The 19357-nt window shown below is 62.5% G+C and carries 14 protein-coding genes and 1 tRNA gene; 7 read left to right on the plus strand and 8 right to left on the minus strand.

Annotated features, from left to right (window positions below; all coding sequences use genetic code 11):
- Positions 1 to 82 precede the first annotated feature (82 nt).
- Positions 83 to 1186, minus strand: coding sequence for a glycosyltransferase family 9 protein (locus ACFFNA_RS27935; RefSeq protein ID WP_378923161.1), 1104 nt, complete (start codon positions 1184 to 1186; stop codon positions 83 to 85).
- 257 nt (positions 1187 to 1443) lie between these two features.
- The gene (gene ppdK, locus ACFFNA_RS27940; RefSeq protein WP_378923162.1) at positions 1444 to 4128 is read right to left on the minus strand and encodes a pyruvate, phosphate dikinase; all 2685 of its coding nucleotides are present in this window, start codon (positions 4126 to 4128) and stop codon (positions 1444 to 1446) included.
- Positions 4129 to 4352: 224 nt separating this feature from the next.
- Between ppdK and ACFFNA_RS27945 the strand changes: the two genes are divergently transcribed.
- Entirely contained in the window at positions 4353 to 4697 is a 345-nt protein-coding gene (locus tag ACFFNA_RS27945) for a VOC family protein (protein ID WP_111545984.1), read from the plus strand.
- Positions 4698 to 4824: 127 nt separating this feature from the next.
- Positions 4825 to 4899: transfer RNA gene (locus ACFFNA_RS27950), tRNA-Gln, on the plus strand.
- 27 nt (positions 4900 to 4926) lie between these two features.
- Here ACFFNA_RS27950 and ACFFNA_RS27955 read toward each other — a convergent pair.
- A complete protein-coding gene (locus ACFFNA_RS27955; protein ID WP_378923163.1) occupies positions 4927 to 5415 on the minus strand; it encodes a hypothetical protein in 489 nt (162 codons plus the stop codon).
- A 577-nt stretch (positions 5416 to 5992) separates the two neighbouring features.
- Between ACFFNA_RS27955 and ACFFNA_RS27960 the strand changes: the two genes are divergently transcribed.
- The gene (locus ACFFNA_RS27960; protein WP_378923164.1) at positions 5993 to 8092 is read left to right on the plus strand and encodes an O-antigen ligase family protein; all 2100 of its coding nucleotides are present in this window, start codon (positions 5993 to 5995) and stop codon (positions 8090 to 8092) included.
- A 122-nt stretch (positions 8093 to 8214) separates the two neighbouring features.
- Here the strand turns inward: ACFFNA_RS27960 and smc are convergent, their stop codons facing one another.
- The 3 genes from smc to ACFFNA_RS27975 form a co-directional block, all read right to left on the minus strand.
- A complete protein-coding gene (gene smc, locus ACFFNA_RS27965) occupies positions 8215 to 11673 on the minus strand; it encodes a chromosome segregation protein SMC (protein WP_378923165.1) in 3459 nt (1152 codons plus the stop codon).
- A gap of 129 nt (positions 11674 to 11802) precedes the next feature.
- Complete coding sequence (locus tag ACFFNA_RS27970) at positions 11803 to 12546, minus strand: DsbA family protein (protein ID WP_111545988.1); 744 nt, start codon at positions 12544 to 12546, stop codon at positions 11803 to 11805.
- 162 nt (positions 12547 to 12708) lie between these two features.
- Positions 12709 to 13209 (minus strand): DUF721 domain-containing protein, encoded by a 501-nt coding sequence (locus ACFFNA_RS27975; RefSeq protein ID WP_378923166.1) that lies wholly within the window; start codon positions 13207 to 13209, stop codon positions 12709 to 12711.
- 55 nt (positions 13210 to 13264) lie between these two features.
- Here ACFFNA_RS27975 and mutY point away from each other — a divergent pair, with 55 nt between their 5' ends.
- Together mutY and ACFFNA_RS27985 are read left to right on the plus strand one after the other, a co-directional pair.
- On the plus strand, positions 13265 to 14395 hold the full coding sequence (gene mutY, locus ACFFNA_RS27980; RefSeq protein WP_208647118.1) for an A/G-specific adenine glycosylase: 1131 nt from the start codon (positions 13265 to 13267) through the stop codon (positions 14393 to 14395).
- Entirely contained in the window at positions 14388 to 14999 is a 612-nt protein-coding gene (locus ACFFNA_RS27985; RefSeq protein ID WP_378923167.1) for an HAD family hydrolase, read from the plus strand. The genes mutY and ACFFNA_RS27985 overlap by 8 nt, the downstream gene beginning before the upstream one ends.
- A 67-nt stretch (positions 15000 to 15066) precedes the next feature.
- Here the strand turns inward: ACFFNA_RS27985 and ACFFNA_RS27990 are convergent, their stop codons facing one another.
- Entirely contained in the window at positions 15067 to 16200 is a 1134-nt protein-coding gene (locus tag ACFFNA_RS27990; RefSeq protein ID WP_378923168.1) for a site-specific DNA-methyltransferase, read from the minus strand.
- A gap of 177 nt (positions 16201 to 16377) precedes the next feature.
- On the opposite strand from ACFFNA_RS27990, the gene ACFFNA_RS27995 reads away from it, so the two are divergent.
- Complete coding sequence (locus ACFFNA_RS27995; protein ID WP_111545993.1) at positions 16378 to 17067, plus strand: HAD family hydrolase; 690 nt, start codon at positions 16378 to 16380, stop codon at positions 17065 to 17067.
- A gap of 42 nt (positions 17068 to 17109) precedes the next feature.
- Here the strand turns inward: ACFFNA_RS27995 and ACFFNA_RS28000 are convergent, their stop codons facing one another.
- A complete protein-coding gene (locus ACFFNA_RS28000) occupies positions 17110 to 17820 on the minus strand; it encodes a hypothetical protein (RefSeq protein WP_378923169.1) in 711 nt (236 codons plus the stop codon).
- 129 nt (positions 17821 to 17949) lie between these two features.
- On the opposite strand from ACFFNA_RS28000, the gene thrC reads away from it, so the two are divergent.
- A complete protein-coding gene (thrC, locus tag ACFFNA_RS28005) occupies positions 17950 to 19347 on the plus strand; it encodes a threonine synthase (RefSeq protein ID WP_378923170.1) in 1398 nt (465 codons plus the stop codon).
- The last annotated feature ends 10 nt before the right edge of the window (positions 19348 to 19357 follow it).

The following is a 19357-nucleotide window of genomic DNA, read 5'->3' on the forward strand; positions in this document are numbered from 1 at the left end:
CCGGCGCGACAATTTGACTGTCCGTGTGGTGAACGGCCCACTCCACGACCCGCGATGGCGGTTTTCCGCGCGACGCATGAACTCAGATGGCGCGCTCCAGCTTCACGTGGGTGCGCGAAAGGAGTTCGCGCACCGCATCGACAACAGGTTTGACCTCAAGTCGCCAGACGCAGTAGGCCTTGCTGAAATCCGGCCGGCCGCAGATATCGCTGGCCACGCAGTTGCAAGGCATCGGCGGTTGAAGCGCGATGCTGGGCACGCCAACGGGACCCCACTGCGACGGCGGCGTCAAGCCGAACAGCCCGACAACAGGGATTCCGGCTGCAGCCGCCATGTGCATCGGGCCGCTCTCATTGCCGAGAAACAGCCGGGCCTGTTTCAGCACCGCCAGCAACGTTTCAAGCGACAGCGTTCCAACGAGATTGACGACAGGCGACGCTGTCCTGGCGACGATACGTTCGGCAATCTCTCGCTCGTCCGGGCCGCCCACCAGAACGACGCCCAAACCGGTTTCGCTTGCAATCTCGCCAATCGCCTCGGCAAATCGCTCCGGCTGCCAACGTCGCCCTTCGAAGCTTGCGCCGGCATGCACGGCGATGAAAGCGTCTGGGTGAAGTTGATGCGTGCCCAGCAGCGCCAGCGCTTTCGCCGTCTCGAACGGCAGCGGCTGAATATTTGGAACCGTCACGTGGAGACCGACGCCAAGCGCCTGGAGCGGCGAAAGATAGCGGTACACAAAATGCTCGCCGCCAAAACCAAATGGCTTGGCAAACACATTGGCGGGCTGCCGCTCCAGCAGACGCAAAGGCCTCTCGGTCGGATTGTAGCCGACGCGGGTCTTTGCGTTGACCAGCCCGGTGAGCATGCGCGACGTCTTTGAATCGGACAGGTCGATCGTCAGATCGAATCGAAAGCGGCGCAACGCCCGCACCATGGCGTAAAGCTCTTTGCCGCGCTGCGGGATGGTGCCGCGCAGGTGGGCACGCCTGAACGTGACCACCTCGGAAGCAATGCCATGGGCGATCACGAAGCTCGCGAGGCGCGCCTCGCACAGAAACACGAGCCTCGCATCGGGGAATTCGAGCCGCAGGTTTTCTGCGAGCGCCGAGGCGAGGACAATATCTCCAATGTACTTCGTTTGAATGACCAGAATCGAGCGAAGCGGAGCGGGTGAAGTCTGCAACATCTGTTTCCGAGGACAGTTGGCTTGATGTGCGCAAATTGGGCGCGAACAATGTCGAAATTACGCAATGATTACCCAATGCTGTCAGCACGTTCGTGTGAATTGCCTTACAAAACGGTAAGCTTGAGCCGGATGGATCCTATCCGCGGCCGACCTTAGAGCAGTTTACCGTTTCACGGAAATGGCGAACCGCTCTAACTCTTTGCTTTGGTGCAATTCCCTAGGGGAAAGCGCTACGCGCTTTTCCCGGGAAAACCGTATCACACTTTTCCTGGAATTGCTCTAGTGACCAACACCGCCGCCTGCGCGGCCGCCAACCTCGCAATCGGCACGCGATAGGGCGAGCAGGACACGTAGTCGAGGCCGACCTCTTCGCAAAACCGGATCGAGGCCGGGTCGCCGCCATGTTCGCCACAGATGCCGAGCTTGATGTCGGGCCGTGTCGCCCTGCCCTTTTCGGCAGCCATGCGCACCAGTTCGCCAACGCCGTCGATGTCGAGCGAGACGAACGGATCCTGATCGATGATGCCCTTCTGGCGGTAGGTCTCCAGGAACGAGGCCGCATCGTCGCGCGAGATGCCGAATGTGGTCTGGGTCAGGTCGTTGGTGCCGAAGGAGAAGAATTCGGCCGTAGCGGCGATGACATGGGCGCGGATCGCGGCGCGCGGCAGCTCGATCATCGTGCCGGTGAGATAGTCGATCTTGACGCCGGTTTCCTCCATGACGCTTTTGGCGACGGCATCGATGCGCGCCTTGACGTAGTCGAGTTCCTTCACCAGGCCGACCAGCGGCACCATGATTTCGGGAACCACCAACGCGCCGGCCTTGCGGCCAGCCTCGACGGCGGCTTCGAAAATGGCACGCGCCTGCATCTCGGCGATCTCGGGATACGAAACCGCAAGCCGGCAGCCGCGATGGCCGAGCATCGGGTTGAATTCATGCAGCGCCTCGGTGCGCTGGCGGAGCTTGTCCGGCGACACCTTCATGGCGGCGGCAACCTCGGCCACCTCCTCCTCGGTCTTCGGCAGGAATTCGTGCAGCGGCGGATCGAGCAGGCGGATCGTCACCGGCAGGCCGGCCATGATCTCGAACAGTTCGAGGAAATCCGAGCGCTGCATCGGCAACAGCTTGGCGAGTGCCGTGCGCCGGTCCTTTTCGGTGTCGGCCAGGATCATCTCGCGCATGGCAACGATGCGGTCGCCATCGAAGAACATGTGCTCGGTGCGGCAAAGCCCTATGCCTTCGGCGCCGAAGGAGCGCGCCATGCGCGCGTCGAGCGGCGTTTCGGCATTGGTGCGCACCTTCATGCGGCGCACGGCGTCCGCCCACTCCATGATGGCGGCGAAATCGCCGGACAATTCCGGCTGCAGCATCGGCACGGCGCCTTTCAGCACCTGGCCATTGCCGCCATCGATGGTGATGATGTCGCCCTTGCGGAAGGTCGACCCCATCGCCATCAGCGTGCCGGCCTTGTAATCGACGCGCAGTGAGCCCGCGCCCGATACGCAGGGTTTGCCCATGCCGCGGGCGACGACCGCGGCGTGACTGGTCATGCCGCCGCGTGTGGTCAGGATGCCTTCGGCCGCATGCATGCCGTGAATGTCTTCAGGACTGGTTTCGATGCGCACCAGGATCGCCTTGCGGCCTTGCGTCTTCAGCTCCTCGGCGTCAGCAGAGGAAAACACGATCTCGCCGGTGGCAGCACCGGGAGAGGCCGGCAGTCCGATGCCGATTACGTCGCGCGCTGCCTTGGGATCGATGGTCGGATGCAGCAGCTGATCGAGCGAGGCCGGATCGATGCGGGCGACCGCCTCTTCCCTGGTAATCAGCTTGTCCCTGGCCATTTCGACGGCGATCTTCAACGCCGCCTTGGCGGTACGCTTGCCGGAGCGGGTCTGCAGCATCCACAATTTGCCGCGCTCGATGGTGAATTCGAGATCCTGCATGTCGCGGTAGTGCTTCTCCAGACTGTCGGAGATGGTGACGAAAGACTGGAACGCGTCCGGCATCAGCTTCTGCAAGGACGGCTTGTCCGATCCGGCGGCAATGCGCGCCGCCTCGGTGATGTTCTGCGGCGTGCGGATGCCGGCAACGACGTCCTCGCCCTGCGCGTTGACCAGGAACTCGCCATAGAGCATCTTTTCGCCGGTCGACGGATTGCGGGTGAAGGCAACGCCGGTGGCCGAGGTCTCGCCCATATTGCCGAACACCATGGCCTGGACATTGACCGCCGTGCCCCAGCTTTCGGGAATGTCGTGCAGACGCCGGTAGGTGATGGCGCGGTTGTTCATCCAGCTCGAAAACACGGCGCCGATGGCGCCCCAGAGCTGCTCATGCGGATCCTGCGGAAACGACTTGCCGAGTTCTTCCTCGACCTTGGCCTTGTAGAGCGCGATGACGGCTTGCCATTCGAGCGCTGTCAACTCGGTGTCGAGCTCATGGCCGAACCCGCCCTTCTGGTCTTCCAGGATTTCCTCGAACACCTCATGCTCGAGGCCCATCACGACATCGGAATACATCTGGATGAACCGGCGATAGCTGTCATAGGCAAAGCGCGCATCGCCGGAATCGGCGGCCAGTGCCTCGACGGTCTCGTCGTTCAGCCCGAGATTGAGCACGGTATCCATCATACCAGGCATCGAGGCGCGGGCACCGGAACGCACCGACACCAGCAGCAGTTTCGACGGATCGCCGAACCGGCGGCCGGTCAGCCGTCCGATGTGATCGAGCGCAAGAGCGACATCTGCCTCCAACCCTGCCGGATAGGTGCGACCATTGGCATAGTAGGCGTTGCAGACCTCGGTGGTGATGGTGAAGCCCGGCGGCACCGGCAGGCCCAGGCTGCACATCTCGGCCAGATTGGCGCCCTTGCCGCCCAGCAGATTCTTGTCGCCGGCACGGCCTTCCGCCGCGCCATCGCCAAAGGTGAAAACCCATTTGGTCATGCTTTGCTCTCCGGTTGCAGGAGATTGGAAAGATTGGCGAAACGGAAAGTTCCGCCGTGTCCGACTGTGGAGCGATATGATGCTGCAGTGCGAAAGGCAAGGCGTTGGCAAGCCGTCCGGCCGCTACAATCGATTAAGCAAAAGCTCTGTCCGAGGATGCGGCAAAAAGACTTGCCATTCCGGGGCTTTTGGAGTAGAACATAACGGGAACAAACAGGTGTCACATGAAACTGCCCGGAAAACTCGACTATCTGGAAATGCCGGCTACCGGCGGAACGCTGGACCGGCTCAAGGCTTTTTACAGCGCTGCCTTTGCCTGGTCGTTCACCGACTATGGGCCGACCTATTCGGCCTTTGCCGAGGGACTGGACGGGGGCTTCCAGGCCGATGCCGAGGAAGCGCCCGCCAAGCCGCTGCCCGTGCTCTACAGCAGGGATCTGGAAGCAACCCTCGACGCCGTCGAAAACGCCGGCGGCACGATCGTCAAGCCGATCTTTTCATTCCCCGGCGGCCGGCGCTTCCACTTTGCCGATCCGGCCGGAAACGAGATGGCAGTGTGGGCTGAATAGCCATCGCATGTCATCGGCAGCACCGCGTTGCCTGCCCAATTTTGAGCGTTCCCATCGTCGCTCATAAGGATTGTGCTTTTTGGCCGCTCTGCTAATAACGCGCCGCACAAGCGACTCTGACGGCAATTGGGGCGTCGCCAAGTGGTAAGGCATCGGTTTTTGGTACCGACATTCCCAGGTTCGAATCCTGGCGCCCCAGCCAGATCTTTTTCCCAATAAAATCAAATGTTTAAGACATTGCGACTGCCGGTTTGTAACGGAGAGCTGCAAGGGCGCCTACAACGAGGAAGATCAAGAGGGTGACACCCTGTGTCACGACGAAAGGAATTTCAGTTCCGGTAGGTGCAAAGACATTCAGAATTGGAATCTTCTGGAAAGCTTGCACTATTCCGACGAATACCAAGAGATAGACACTCGCAGTCATTCCTGCGGCGTAAATGCCGCGCCACGCACCGGCGAAATGAAATCGCGAACGTGCAACAAGCACTGCTGCTAATATGACGAGCGCCACGATCCCTACTATCACTGCAGGTGTCACGCCATGAAATGGGAAAAGAAATCCAGTGATACTCGTAAACCCGGCCGTTTGCAGGAAAAAATCAGTGGCAAAACTAGATCTTTTGCCTCCGAACATTTCTATTATCGCGATGATCCCTGCAACGATTGCAACCAAGCTGACTAGGGTATGCAGGAACACGAGCACGCCGACGTAAGTCATCTTATCCCCCTGGGGTTGCCTTAGCATTCGCTCATAGGCGGCTGCGATCGCTAGTTCGCCCTGAAATCGAACGGTGTAAGTGTCCCGATACAATCGTGCGGCTGGTCCCGATTTTCTTGAACTTAATCGGCGACATTGGACAAAAGTGACTTTCTTTTGCCATCTCATATGAAGGCAATCGCCCAGCAGCTACCTTAGCCAACAAGAAAGCACGATTAGGCAAATGTCGAACTGATCAACGAACCTAACACGGGGAAATCTTCGAACAATGGGGCATCGTGACGTTGCCCCCAAGTTTATAGGCGGTTGGATTAATGTCCTGGCGCTCCAGCCAAGCGACCATGGGTCCGTTCCGGACACATCGGACCCCGAGAGTCCCTTTGCGATCTTCCCATGAGTCCGATTGGCCAATAATTCTACTGCGTCATAAGTTCAGCAAAACCAATGCAATCGCGGCAAATCGGGGTCGCCATTTTGCACAGGGTCTGAACAGTATCGCCTTGAACATCTCTCTCTTTTCCATACAAGGTCATCGAAGATTCGACCAAGATGGGTGGCGGTCCAAAATGGAACTTCAATGAGCCTTCCTATCTTCGCCATCAACCTTGATCGCGAGACCGGTCGCTGGAGCGGATTGCTCGCCAGCGCCGAAGCGGCCGGCCTGACCTTGCAGCGCAATGCCGCCATCGACGGCCGCGCGCTTGCCAAGGAGGACTGGACGGAGATCGATCTTCCAACCGCGCGCAAGTTGAGCGGCCGCGACATTCTGCCCGGCGAATATGCCTGTTACCGCAGCCATATCCAGGCGCTGGAAATGTTCCTGGCCGGTGGTGGTGCCTATGGCCTGATTGTCGAGGACGACGTTCTCTTCAGCGAAAACACCATGCGGCGCATCCAGGCCATCATCGCCGCGGTGCCGGATTTCGACGTCATCAAGCTAAACAACCATCGCATGAGCTTCTTCATGAGCGCCGTCGAGACGACGGAAGGCGACGAGATCGGTCGCGCGCTGCATGGCCCGCAAGGCTCGGCCGCCGCCTATCTGGTGACGCGGGAGGGGGCGCAGGGGCTGTTGTCGGCGCTCGCCGTGATGAAAATGCCGTGGGACGTCGCAATCGAACGATTTTGGGATACCGGCCTGAAAGTCTATTCGGTCCGCAAAAACGTGCTCGGCTTCGCCGCCAGCAGCAAGATTTCCGGCATAGCCGGCCCCTCGGGCAGCTATAAATTCGCGCGGCTTCCCTGGCCGGGCCGGCTGGACGCCGGGGCGTTCCGGGCCAAGGACGAGTTGAGCCGCGTGCATCACGTGCTGCTACGGCCGCCCTTACCGCGGGAAACCCCGGACTACGCCAGGGACGACGCGCCGCGCAACAACCTCTTTCTTGGACTTGCGGCACTTGCGACACTCGCCATTCTCGCCATGATCTCCTCGGTCTGGCGCGAGGCTGACACCTACCGCTATGCGGGGATAGCGCTCGCCGCGGTCGCAGCCATCCGCTGGTTCAGGCAGGATTTGTGGACTTACAGCAAGCCACTGATCGGATGGGTCGGCGGTCTCTGCCTGGGTTGGTCGCTCTATGTCTTCATCCGACTGGCGATCGTCTATTTCGGCACCCACCAGTTGGGTGCCGCCGAAGGCATCTACCTGTTTCCGCTGTTTTATGCGACGACCGGCTTCGCCCTCTTGCTGTTTGTCAGGCGGCCTGGGCGGCTCGTCCTCTGGTTCATGATCCTCAGTCTCGTCTTCCTGGCGGCGGACACCGGCTATTCGGACATCCTTCACGGAACCAGACCGGAGCCGTGGCTTTTCAACAATCCCATTCACGCGTCGGTGGCGGCTGGTTTCATCTTCCTTTGCACGCTGCAGTTCATGGCACACACGGCCCAAAGAACGGACCTGAACCAGATAACGCGGAGCCTGTACTGGGCGCTGTCGGCAGCCGTCCTGCTGTTTGCCCTCGCCAACATCATTGCGCTGCGGTCAAAGGGCGTCTGGCTTGCGCTCGCGCTCGTCCTGCTCCTGTTGGCGGTCATCACGCTGGCGAGAGGCCATCGCCGCGAGCTGATGATCGGGGGCGGCGTGCTGGCGATCGTGGCAGCCGGCGTTGTCGCCACACACAACATCTTCTGGTCCACCGCCGGCGACACCATGGTCTTCGTCAAGAGCCTGGTTTCGGATGTCTTGAGCCATGGCGTCCTCCCGGCCTTCGACCGCGCCATCGCGAGCAATACGGTTCCGGTTGCGGCCAAGGAACGGCTGATGCTGTGGGCCGATGCGATCGAGGTCTGGAAACGCCACCCGATCTTCGGAGCCAGTTCCAGCTGGCTCACCGAATGGCAGAACAGGACCTATCATCCCATGATCTTCAACGTCTTCCACAACGGCTATCTGGAGATAGCCGTGCGCTATGGTGTGGTCGGGCTGGCGTTCTTTGGCTTTCTCTACACCTGGTCGTCCAGACAAGTCCTGCTGGCCATGCGGGCCAAGCTTATCGCTCCGGCCGCATGGTCCTGCTACATCTCAACACTGGTCTTCTTCGCCCTCACCATTCTCAGCAATTCGAACAACCGGCTGGCGATCGGCGAGGCCTTCATGTGGCTCGCTGCCGCATTCGGCTTCTATTGTTTCTATCTTCGCCAGCAGAAGAACCTTGTCGAGCCGAGAACCTATTTTTAGGCGGGCCGGCATGTCGCGCAAAAATGTGCACGGCGGTACTCAAATCGTGACCGATCGAGCTCAACCGGCCAGTCTCAGTTCCATGGTCAAACTCGGAATCGCGGCAGCTTACCGCCGGCGGATCAGCTCGCTTCGCGCATCGCCTCGGCCGCCTGCAGGTCGACCGATACAAGCTGGCTGACACCCTGCTCGGCCATGGTCACGCCGAACAGCCGGTTCATGCGCGCCATGGTGATCGGGTTGTGGGTGATGATGACAAAACGCGTCTCGGTGGTGGCGGCCATCTCGTCCATCAGATTGCAGAAGCGCTCGACATTGTGATCGTCGAGCGGCGCGTCGACTTCGTCGAGCACGCAGATCGGCGCCGGATTGGTCAGGAACACTGCAAAGATCAGCGACATCGCCGTCAATGCCTGCTCGCCGCCGGACAGCAGCGTCATGGTCTGCGGCTTCTTGCCGGGCGGACGGGCCAGGATTTCGAGCCCGGCCTCGAGCGGATCGTCGGATTCGATCAGCTGCAACTCCGCCGTGCCGCCGCCAAACAGATGCGAGAACAGCCGCTGGAAATGGCTGTTGACCACGTCGAAGGCGGCAAGCAACCGCTCGCGGCCTTCGCGGTTCAGGCTCTGGATCGCTTGCCTGAGCTTGCGGATCGCCTCGATGATGTCCTCGCGTTCCGACACGATCGTCTCCAGCCGGTCGGAAAGCTCCTTCTGCTCTTCCTCGGCGCGCAGATTGACGGCGCCAAGCCGCTCGCGCTCGATCTTCAACCGGTCGAGCTGGCGCTCGATCTCGGCCATCTCCGGCATCGGGCTGTCGGCCTCCAGACCTGTATGGCGGATGACCAGATGCGGCGGCGTGTTGAGCGTTTCCTGGATGCGCGCCTCGACCTCCAGCCGGCGTTCGTCGGCCGCCGTCAGCCGTTCTTCGGCGCGGACACGGGTCTCGCGCGCCTCGGCCAGCGACTGGATGGCGCCGGTGGCCGCCTTGTCCATTTCGGATTGCCGGGTTTCCGCTTCCTGCAAACGATCGGAGGCCGCCTTGCGCAAGGTCTCGGCCTCGGTGAGCTGCGACAGCAAGGCGCGTCGCTTGGCGTCGATTTCATCGGGCGCATCCGCCAGTCGCTCGCGTTCGGCCTCGGCCTCGGCCTTGCGTTCGCCAAGCGATGCGATCTGCGTCGAGGCATTTTCGGCCCGCTCCAGCCAGTTGCTGCGCTCGGCGCCAATGGCATCGAGCCGGCGCGTGCGCGCCTCGGCTTCGCGGCGCAGACCCTCGTGGACGGCTCGTGCATCGGCGAGCGTGGCGCGGTCGCGGGCGACATTGGCCGAGGACTGTTCGAGCTGCAATTGCAAATCGCCAAGATCAGGCGCGTCCTGCAGCAGCATTTCGGCCTCGGCGAAGGCCGCCGAGGTCTCCTCATGGCTGTCGACGATGCGAGCGCGCGCCTCATCGAGGGCCGCGCGCCGGCTCGCCAATTCGCCACCAGCCTTTTCGGCCTCGGCCAGCGCGTTGCGGGCAGCGTCCAGCCGATGCTGGGCGTCACGTCCGGCCTGGCGCGCATTGCGCTCGGTCTCGCTCGCCAGGCGAAGCGCCTGTTCGGCCTGGGCCAGCGCCTCCTCGGCCTGACGCAGGATGAGCGTCGCCTGCACCGCTTCGGCATCGAGCTCGGCCAGCCGGTTCTTCTGCGCCAGCCGTTGCGCGGCGGCGGTCGGCGCGTCGGCACTGGCGGTAAAGCCGTCCCAGCGCCAGAGCGCGCCCTCGCGGCTGACCAGCCGCTGGCCAGGAGCAAGCAGCGCCTGCAGCCGGCGGCCATCGCCGGTCTCGACGATGCCGATCTGCGCCAGCCTGCGAGCGAGCTGTGCCGGCGCGTGAACCACGCTGGCAAGGCTCCTGACGCCTTCGGGCAGAGCGGCGTCGCCGGGCTGGATCTCGCTTTCGCCCCAATGCACCGGCGCGCTGCGGTCGAGCGGCACGTCAAGGTCTTCGCCAAGCGCCGCGCCAAGCGCTGTCTCGAAACCGCGTTCGACGCTGATCTGCTCCAGCACGGCCGGGAAGAGATCGCCACTGGCGGCATTCAGGATCTTGGCCAGCGTGCGCGCTTCGGTCTCGATGCGCGCCAGTTCGGCCCTGGCGTCCTGTAGCGGTGGCCGGGCCGCACTTTCGGTGGCGCGGGCATCGATGACCGACTGCTCGGCCTCCGCCACGGCAGCCTCAGCCTCCTCCAGCAGAGCCATCGCCTGTTCGACCAGCATGCGCTTCTCGGCCGGATCCGGCAGGCCGGCGACCTTGGAGAGGATGTCCGACAGTTCCCGGTCGACATCAGCAAGCTGACGGCCGAAACGGTCGCGGCGCTCGGCGGTGTCGCGCAGAGTCCGTTCGATCTGATTGCGCGAAGCGGCGGCCTCGGCTCGTTCGGCGGTCAGCGCGGCGAGTTTGGCTTCGCTTGCGGCAAGCGTCGATGCTGCCTGTTCGAAAGCCGCGCGGGTGCTGGCCTCGCGCTCGGCAGCACCGGCATTTTCGGAATTGAGCGCGGCCTCTTCGGTGCGAAGGCGCTCAAGAATATCCGCATTGTCGCGAACCATGCGCTCCTCGCGCGCAATGTCGCCGTCGAGTTGCTGCAGCCGGCGCTCAAGCTCGCTCTGGCGGGCGCGGATGCGGCCGGCTTCCTCCTCGATCTGCGACCTGGCGATCGACAGGCGCTGGAAGGCGGCGGCAGCGGCGGCTTCCGCGTCGCGCAAATCCGGCAAGCGGTGAGCGCCGATGCCTTGCTCCCTTGCGGCGGCCATCTGGGCTGCGGCGCGGTCGCCGACCAGTGCGGTGGCAACCGCCAGCGCCGAGCGTGCCTCGCCTTCCTGCGTCTTGGCCAGTGTCCAGCGCAGATGCAGCAGCGTCGCTTCGGCCTTGCGGATATCGGCCGACAGGTTCTTGAAGCGCGACGCCTGCCGCGCCTGGCGCTTCAGGCTTTCGATCTGGCTTTCCAGCTCGCCGACGACGTCGTCCAGGCGCTCCAGGTTCTGTTCGGCGGCCTTCAGCCGCAGTTCGGCCTCGTGGCGACGGGTGTGCAGACCGGAAATGCCTGCCGCCTCTTCGAGAAGAGCACGCCGCGCCTGTGGCTTGGCCTGGATGAGTTCGCCGATGCGACCCTGCCCGACCATCGATGGCGAGCGCGCGCCGGTCGACTGGTCGGCGAACAGAAGCTGCACATCCTTGGCGCGCGCTTCCTTGCCGTTGATGCGGTAGAGCGAGCCCGCCTCACGCTCGATGCGGCGCGAAACCTGCAGTTCGTCGGCATCGTTGAAGGCGGCAGGCGCGCTGCGGTCGCTGTTGTCGAGGAAGAGCGTGACTTCGGCGGTGTTGCGTGCCGGGCGCGTGCCCGAGCCGGAAAAGATGACGTCGTCCATGCCGGACGCGCGCATGTTCTTGTACGAGCTTTCGCCCATCACCCAGCGCAGCGCCTCGACCAGGTTCGACTTGCCGCAGCCATTCGGCCCGACAATACCCGTCAGGCCGCGTTCGATGACGAACTCGCCGGGCTCGACGAAGGACTTGAAGCCGAGGAGGCGAAGGCGCGAAAACTTCATTCGCGCCGCCCACTAGAGCGGTTCACCGTTTCACGGAAACGCAGAATCCCGCGATTTTGCGAAGAAAATCCGCGGCACGACAAATGGGCGCGCACGCCGAAGCGCCGTCGCTTCGGCGCTGCCTGGACGTCAGAGCAGAGGGTCGATGATGGCCGACATTTCCTCAATCGACATCGCCCCTTTGTAGGTCTTACCGTTGATGAAGAAGGTCGGTGTCGAGTCGACCTTGAATTCATTGGCGCCGCGCTTCTGGACCGATCTCACATCGTCCAGAAGTTTCTGGTCCGTCAAGCAGGCTTCGAAGGACTCCTGTGTAAAACCGGCGAGCTTCGAGATTTGCAGCAGCGCATCCTTGGTACTGGGCACTCCAACCCAATTCGCCTGCTGCTTGAACAGGACGTCCACCATCGGGAAATAGTTATCCTTGGCGCAGCGCGCCAGCATGAATCCTGCTTCGGCGCTCGGATCGAACGGGAATTCGCGCAGGATGTAGCGGGCCTTGCCGGTGTCGATGTACTTGGTCTTCAAGTCCGGAAAGGTGGTCTCGGCGAAATGCGCGCAATGCGGGCAGGTCATCGAGGCGTATTCGACGATGGTGACCTTGGCGTCGTCCTTGCCGAGTTGCTTATCGGGCAGCGCACCCGGCTTCAGCAGTTCCGCCATATCCACGGTGCCCTGGGCTTCCGGCGCAGTAGCGGCCGCCGGCGTGGCCGGCTTCGCAGGCGCGGCCGGATCCGCGGGCTTCACATCCGCCGCCTTGGCTTGCTCGCCAGAGTCGCTGCAGGCAGCGAGCAGGGCGACCGCCGGAATGGCGGCCAGCGAAGTCAGGACGTTTCTGCGAGACAAGCTTTGGCCAAACGGAGGACGGTTCATACGAATCACCTGACAAGGGTTGGATTTTGCAATGCAAAGGCACGAAAAGGCGAGAGTTGGCGCGAATTAAGGCATCTGTGTCCCCAATCCAATCGCGAAACCTGACAGGGGCGATCACGAATGCGAGATATTGAAGACAAATCCGAGATATTGACGACAAATCTATGACTTCTTTTCCCCCAGAATGGTCGCGCCAAGCCGTTCCAGCGAGGCGCGCAGCCCATCATCGTCGACCAGGCCGACGGTCGAGGACAACTTCGTCTTCTCGGCCGCGGTTAGCGGCCTGAAGGTCGGTTTGCGTTTTCCTTTGTCCGTTGTCACCGGCTTCTGCAGGATCCTGATCCTGCTGATGGCGGTGAAACCGAGGAAGGCGTTGACCCGGTTGATGATCTCGCTGGTCTCGTGCTGTAGATGCAGCGCCGCCATGCCTTCGCAGGCGATGACCAGCACCGCCGGCTCGAACGGATCGTCTTCATGCATGCGGCGCGGCCACTGGATCTTTTCGGGACGCGAGCGGCTGGCAAGGCGTGGCCCGGCGATCTCTTCCCACGACTGGACAAGGCCGATCGAAATGCCGGCCCGCTTGCGCAGCACCGGATCGAGGATTTTGGTCGCAAGATCGCTGACCGGGACGGGATTGCCGTAGGGCGTTCTCCCTGCCATGTACGTTCTCCAGCCACGACCTTCATCAGTATCGGCCAAGGCCAATTCCCGACCAATGGCACCAGCAGACCAGACCCGCAAGGCCACATCCCAAGACAGTGACATCGCGTCTCGCCTGCTCGGCTGGTACGATGTGCATCATCGCGAGTTGCCGTGGCGGATCACGCCGCGCGAGCATGCGCGCGGAATACGGCCCGATCCCTACCGCATCTGGCTGTCCGAAGTCATGCTGCAGCAGACCACGGTCGAAGCGGTGAAGGCCTATTTTCGGGTTTTCGTCGAAAAATGGCCTGATGTCGGGGCGCTGGCCGCGGCGCCGACCGAAGACGTGATGAAGGCCTGGGCCGGGCTCGGCTACTATTCCCGCGCGCGCAATCTCAAGGCCTGCGCCGACCTGGTGGCCCAGCGTGGCGGCCGGTTTCCCGACACGGAGGCCGGCCTCAAAGAGCTGCCCGGCATCGGCGCCTATACATCGGCGGCGATCACGGCGATCGCCTTCGACCGCCCCGCCGCCGTCGTCGACGGCAATGTCGAACGCGTCATCTCCCGGCTGTTTTCGATCACAACGCCGCTGAGCGAAGCCAAGGCCGAGATACGCGCGCATGTCGAGCGCATGGTGCCAGGGACAAGGCCGGGCGATTTCGCCCAGGCGATGATGGATCTCGGCGCCACGATCTGCACACCACGCCGGCCGCGCTGCATGCTGTGCCCGCTGCGCGAAGATTGCAGCGCGGTCGTTTCAGGCGATCCCGAGCACTTCCCGGTGCGGCTGCCCAAGGCCGACAAGCCCCTGCGGCGCGGCGCGGCCTTCGTCGCCGTGCGAAGCGACGGCGCCATCCTGCTGCGCAAACGGGCGGAGAAAGGCCTGCTTGGCGGCATGACCGAAGTGCCTACGACCGCCTGGACGGCGCGGGTCGACGGCGCCACCACGCAAGCGGCCGCACCTTTTCCCGGCAACTGGAAGCTCACGGGGCGGATCGCGCATGTCTTCACCCATTTCGCACTCGAGCTCGACGTGTTCCTTGCCCACACCAACGGCGAGACGCCAGCTGGCCATTTCTGGTCGCTGCCCTCAGACATTTCAGGCGAAGCGCTGCCCACTGTCATGAAAAAGGCAATCGAGGCTGCGATACCCGGCGCGACGAAAAAACCGTCGCCACACAGTGCAAAGAGGCCCCATGACTGAAATCCGCCACATCGTTTTCGACATCGGCAGAGTGCTGATCCACTACGATCCGAATATCCCGTTCAGCCGCCTCATTCCGGATGCCGAAGAGAGAAAGTGGTTCTTCGACAATGTCTGTACGCATGACTGGAACATCGAGCAGGATCGCGGCCGGACATGGGAAGAGGCCGAAGCGCTGCTGATAGCAGAGCATCCCGATCACGCGGAAAACATTCGCAATTTCCGCCGCTACTGGCACGACATGGTGCCGCACGCCTATGACGACAGCGTCGCCATCATGCTGGGCCTCATCGAGAGCGGCCACGACGTGACCATGCTGACCAATTTCGCCAGCGACACACTGGCCGAGGCGCGCGAACGCTTCGATTTTCTCGACCGGCCGCGTGGCGTCACAATCTCCGGCGAAGTCGGTATGATTAAGCCGGATCGCGGTATCTACGATCATCACGTCGCCGCGTTCGGGCTCGAGCCGTCGGCCACGCTGTTCATCGACGACAGCCCCAAGAATGTCGACGGCGCCAAGGCGGCCGGCTGGCAAGCGGTGCTGTTCACCGATGCCAAGACGCTTCAGGCAGACCTTGAACGCCTCGGAATCAAGGCGTGATTTGAATCGCTTCAAGCGATCTGTTGAGTCTTTGCATCAACGGGAATGTGCGGCAATTGGCAGGGGTTCAGGCCCCTGCCCGCTCCATGCCAAGCCGTGCAATGCGGCGAAGCTCGTCGATCGGGGTCAGGCCGCCGCTGCGCTCATAGTGCCAGAAGGTCCAGCCGTTGCAGGCGTCCAGGCCCTGCACTTCGGCGCCGATCTTGTGGATCGAGCCGGCGCTGTCGCCGATCGCCACGGTGCCGTCGGCGCGCACCTTGGCCGCCCAGCGCTTCTTGGCGTCGTAGAGCGTGGCGCCCGGAACCATCAGTCCGGTGTCGATGAGACTGACGAAGGCGACGCGCGGCTCGGCGCGCTTTCCGGTGAGCACGGTCAAGTCGGCGCTGTCCAGCGGCCGCACCGCGTCGATGCGCTCGTTGGCGGCGTCGATATAGGCCTGCTCGCGCTCGATGCCGACGAAATGGCGACCGAGGCGCTTGGCCACCGCGCCGGTGGTGCCGGAGCCGAAGAACGGGTCGAGCACGATGTCGCCCGGTTTGGTCGAGGCCATCATGATGCGCGCAAGCAAGGCTTCCGGCTTCTGCGTCGGATGCAGCTTGTCGCCATTGTCGTTCTTTAGCCGCTCGCCGCCGGTGCAGATCGGAAACAGCCAGTCGGAGCGCATCTGGATGTCGTCGTTCGAGGCCTTCATGGCTTCGTAGTTGAAGGTATAGCCCTTGCCCTTCTGGTCGCGAGACGCCCAGATCATCGTCTCATGCGCGTTCTGGAACCGGCGGCCACGGAAGTTCGGCATCGGATTGGTCTTGCGCCAGACGACGTCGTTGAGGATCCAGAAGCCGAGATCCTGCATCTTGGCGCCGACCCGGAAGATGTTGTGATAGGAGCCAATCACCCAGATGGTGCCGTTCGGCTTCAGAACCCGGCGCGCCGCCAACAGCCAGGCGCGGGTGAAGGCGTCGTAGGCCTCAAAGCTCTCGAACTGGTCCCAGTCGTCGTCGACGGCGTCGACCTTCGACTGGTCGGGCCGGTGCAGGTCGCCGTCGAGCTGCAGATTGTAGGGCGGATCGGCGAAAATGACGTCGATCGACTTTTCCGGCAGCCGATCGAGCGCGGCGACGCAGTCGCCCTTGAGGATCGTGTCCAGCCATTCGGATTGGTGGGGAGCGTGGGATAGCTCGTCGAGAAGACGCACGGCTGACATTCTGACACCCAAGGCACGCGTTACAGTTTTACTCTCTGTTATGGTTACCGATCAGCGTAAATATTCGGTGAAGGTCAAAGCTGCGGACTTGCGAATTTGCGAAGGTCGCCCCGTTGGTGTATGCCGCGCCGCCTGAGCCTTCAGAGGCCCCTTCATCCTCCCATTGTCCGGATCACCATGCCCCAGCCAGACCTTGTCATCTTCGATTGCGACGGCGTGCTCGTCGATTCCGAAATCATCGCCGCGCGGGTCGAGGCTGAATTGATAACCTTGGCCGGATACGAAATCTCGGCGGAGGAGATTGCCGAGACCTATGCCGGACTGACCTTCAAGGACATCCTGATGCGGGTCGAGGAAAAGTCGAAGATTCCCTTCCAGGCCTCACTGATCGACCGCGCCGAAGACCTGGTCGACCGCAAATTGCGCAGCGACGTCCGCGCCATCGACGGCGCGCGCGAGGCGGTCGCCGCGGTCACCGTGCCGCACTGCGTCTGCTCGAATTCGCGCTCCGAGCGGATCGAATTCATGCTGGAGAAAGTGCACCTGCTGCCGTTTTTCGCCGGCCGGATCTTTTCAGCGCTGGAGATACCAAGCAAGAAGACCAAGCCGGCCCCGGACGTGTTCCTGTTTGCGGCGGAAAAACTCAACGCCAACCCGGCGAACACTTTCGTCATCGAGGATTCCGTGCACGGCGTTCATGGCGCCCGGACGGCCGGCATGCGCGTGATCGGCTTCACCGGTGCCGGCCACAGCTATCCCGGCCATGCCGACGCACTCACGGAGGCCGGCGCCGAGACGGTGATCCGCCGCTGGGCGGAGTTGAAAAGCGTGATCGCGGCGCTATCGGAGTGGTCGGCGGATGCCTGAGAGGCGTGCGCGGCGACGCACGCTTCGCATAATCGCCGAGACTTAGTTTATCGCCGCAGCTTTCTTCCTTGTCTTCTTCGGCTTGTCGGTCGTCGCCTTCGGCGCGTTTTCATCATAGCCCGCATAGGCCTGATAGTCCTTCGCCGTCGGCTCGGGCACGACAACATTGGAATCGGTGAAGACGAATTGCGTAGCGACCGAGGGATCGGTCACCTGGACCTGATACGGGTGGATTTGCGAATAGAGAACATCGGTGCCATGCATCACCGCGACCCGGATCGGCATGGTGATGGTGCCCGGAGAAAACTTCGGCCCCGGCACGATCTTGCCGGCGACGGCGATCTTCATCGTCAACTGTCCATTGGCGCGGACGCAGTCGCGGGTCACGTCGCTGATCGATGCCTGGTAGATGATCTTGTCCGAATCGTCAGGCGGCGCCAGGGTCGGGTCGGCTGCGGCCTGGGCATCCTCTGCGGCATCGGCCTTTTTCCTCGGCTTGGACTTCTGGGCGTCCTTGGCATAGGTGTTGAAGAAGGCCGTACCGTCGCGCACCATCACTTTTGGACAATAGGCCTGCAACTGGCTGGCCAGGACCTTGGGATCCTGTGGCGGCGGTGGCGCCGTCGGATCCTTCTTGCCAAAACCGAGGTTCAGGATGCCATTGTCGCCCGATTGGCAGCCGGCGGCGGCAAGCATAAAGCCAGTGAGCGCAAGACCCGCCAAAAAGCGACCGCTGAATGTATGAAACGCCATGAAACTGCACTTCCCTCTCGCAAAGCTGGTGACGTATATCAACCGCGCGGCAAAAATGCGACTGAGCCAGCGCAGAAATTAACCACCTTGCGGTGGACGGAAAAGCCAAGCAGCAATGGATTTGTGACGATGCAATATGTGAGTACCCGCGGCGAAGCGCCCGTGCTTGGATTTTCCGATGCCGTGCTGGCTGGCCTGGCGCGCGATGGCGGGCTCTATGTGCCGCGCGAGTGGCCGCAGTTTTCCGCAGCCGAGATCCGCGCCATGCGCGGCCTTGCCTATCCCGACCTTGCCATCCGCGTGCTGTCGCCGTTCCTTGGCGACGAAATCCCGGCGCCGGTCTTCGAACGCCTGGTCCGCGAAGCCTATGCCACCTTCCGCCATGAGGCCGTCTGCCCGCTGGTGCAGACCGGCCCCAACACCTTCATCCTGGAACTTTTCCATGGGCCGACGCTCGCCTTCAAGGACGTGGCGATGCAGCTTCTGGCCCGGCTGATGGACCATGTGCTTGCCGAACGCGATCAGCACGCCACCATCGTCGGCGCCACCTCAGGCGATACCGGCGGAGCCGCCATCGATGCCTTTGCCGGGCGCAGCCGCACCGACATCTTCATCCTTTTCCCGCATGGCCGCGTCTCGCCGGTGCAGCAGCGGCAGATGACGACATCGACAGCGCAAAACGTTCATGCGCTGGCGATCGAAGGCAATTTCGACGATTGCCAGGGCCTGCTCAAGGATATGTTCAACGATCACGGCTTTCGCGACCGGGTCGCGCTGTCGGGCGTCAATTCGATCAACTGGGCCCGCATCATGGCCCAGATCGTATATTATTTCTCCTCGGCGCTGTCGCTGGGCGCGCCGGACAGGCCGGTCTCCTTCACGGTGCCGACCGGCAATTTCGGCGATATCTTCGCCGGCTACGCCGCCAAGAAGATGGGCCTGCCGATCGAACGGCTGGTTATCGCCACCAACGACAACGACATCCTGGCGCGCACTTTCGCAACCGGCGAATACCGCACCAAGGGCGTCTTTGCGACCACTTCGCCGTCGATGGATATCCAGGTGTCGTCCAATTTCGAACGCTTGCTGTTCGAGGCTTCCGACCGTGACGCCGCGACCGTGCGGCGCTACATGGACGGCCTGAAACAGTCCGGCGCTTTCACCATCGAAACCCAGCAAATCACCAGGATGCGGTCCGAATTCGATGCCGGCCGCGCGACGATGGACGAGGTCGCCGCCACCATCCGCTCGACGCTCGCGGCCAGCAACTACCTGCTCGATCCGCACACCGCGGCAGCCGTGCATGTCGCGGTAGGCAAGGCGGCGGGCGCCGTGCCGATGGTGGTGCTTGGCACCGCCCATCCGGCAAAGTTTCCGGCCGCCGTCGAAGCTGCCAGCGGCGTCTCGCCCGCACTGCCCGCATGGCTAGGTGGGTTGATGACATCAGAGGAAAAATACACGGTACTTCCATCCGACCTGAAAATGGTGGAAGATTACGTCGGCCGCCGCGCGCGGGCGGCGCGTTAGGGAGTAGTAG

This window comes from Mesorhizobium kowhaii (genome assembly GCF_042431665.1).
GTDB lineage: Bacteria > Pseudomonadota > Alphaproteobacteria > Rhizobiales > Rhizobiaceae > Mesorhizobium > Mesorhizobium kowhaii.

Coding starts and splice junctions, on each gene's coding strand:
- ACFFNA_RS27935 (WP_378923161.1), bottom strand. CDS start 1,186: ATGTTGCAGACTTCACCCGCTCCGCTTCGCTCGATTCTGGTCATTCAA.
- ppdK (WP_378923162.1), bottom strand. CDS start 4,128: ATGACCAAATGGGTTTTCACCTTTGGCGATGGCGCGGCGGAAGGCCGT.
- ACFFNA_RS27945 (WP_111545984.1), top strand. CDS start 4,353: ATGAAACTGCCCGGAAAACTCGACTATCTGGAAATGCCGGCTACCGGC.
- ACFFNA_RS27955 (WP_378923163.1), bottom strand. CDS start 5,415: ATGACTTACGTCGGCGTGCTCGTGTTCCTGCATACCCTAGTCAGCTTG.
- ACFFNA_RS27960 (WP_378923164.1), top strand. CDS start 5,993: ATGAGCCTTCCTATCTTCGCCATCAACCTTGATCGCGAGACCGGTCGC.
- smc (WP_378923165.1), bottom strand. CDS start 11,673: ATGAAGTTTTCGCGCCTTCGCCTCCTCGGCTTCAAGTCCTTCGTCGAG.
- ACFFNA_RS27970 (WP_111545988.1), bottom strand. CDS start 12,546: ATGAACCGTCCTCCGTTTGGCCAAAGCTTGTCTCGCAGAAACGTCCTG.
- ACFFNA_RS27975 (WP_378923166.1), bottom strand. CDS start 13,209: ATGGCAGGGAGAACGCCCTACGGCAATCCCGTCCCGGTCAGCGATCTT.
- mutY (WP_208647118.1), top strand. CDS start 13,265: ATGGCACCAGCAGACCAGACCCGCAAGGCCACATCCCAAGACAGTGAC.
- ACFFNA_RS27985 (WP_378923167.1), top strand. CDS start 14,388: ATGACTGAAATCCGCCACATCGTTTTCGACATCGGCAGAGTGCTGATC.
- ACFFNA_RS27990 (WP_378923168.1), bottom strand. CDS start 16,200: ATGTCAGCCGTGCGTCTTCTCGACGAGCTATCCCACGCTCCCCACCAA.
- ACFFNA_RS27995 (WP_111545993.1), top strand. CDS start 16,378: ATGCCCCAGCCAGACCTTGTCATCTTCGATTGCGACGGCGTGCTCGTC.
- ACFFNA_RS28000 (WP_378923169.1), bottom strand. CDS start 17,820: ATGGCGTTTCATACATTCAGCGGTCGCTTTTTGGCGGGTCTTGCGCTC.
- thrC (WP_378923170.1), top strand. CDS start 17,950: ATGCAATATGTGAGTACCCGCGGCGAAGCGCCCGTGCTTGGATTTTCC.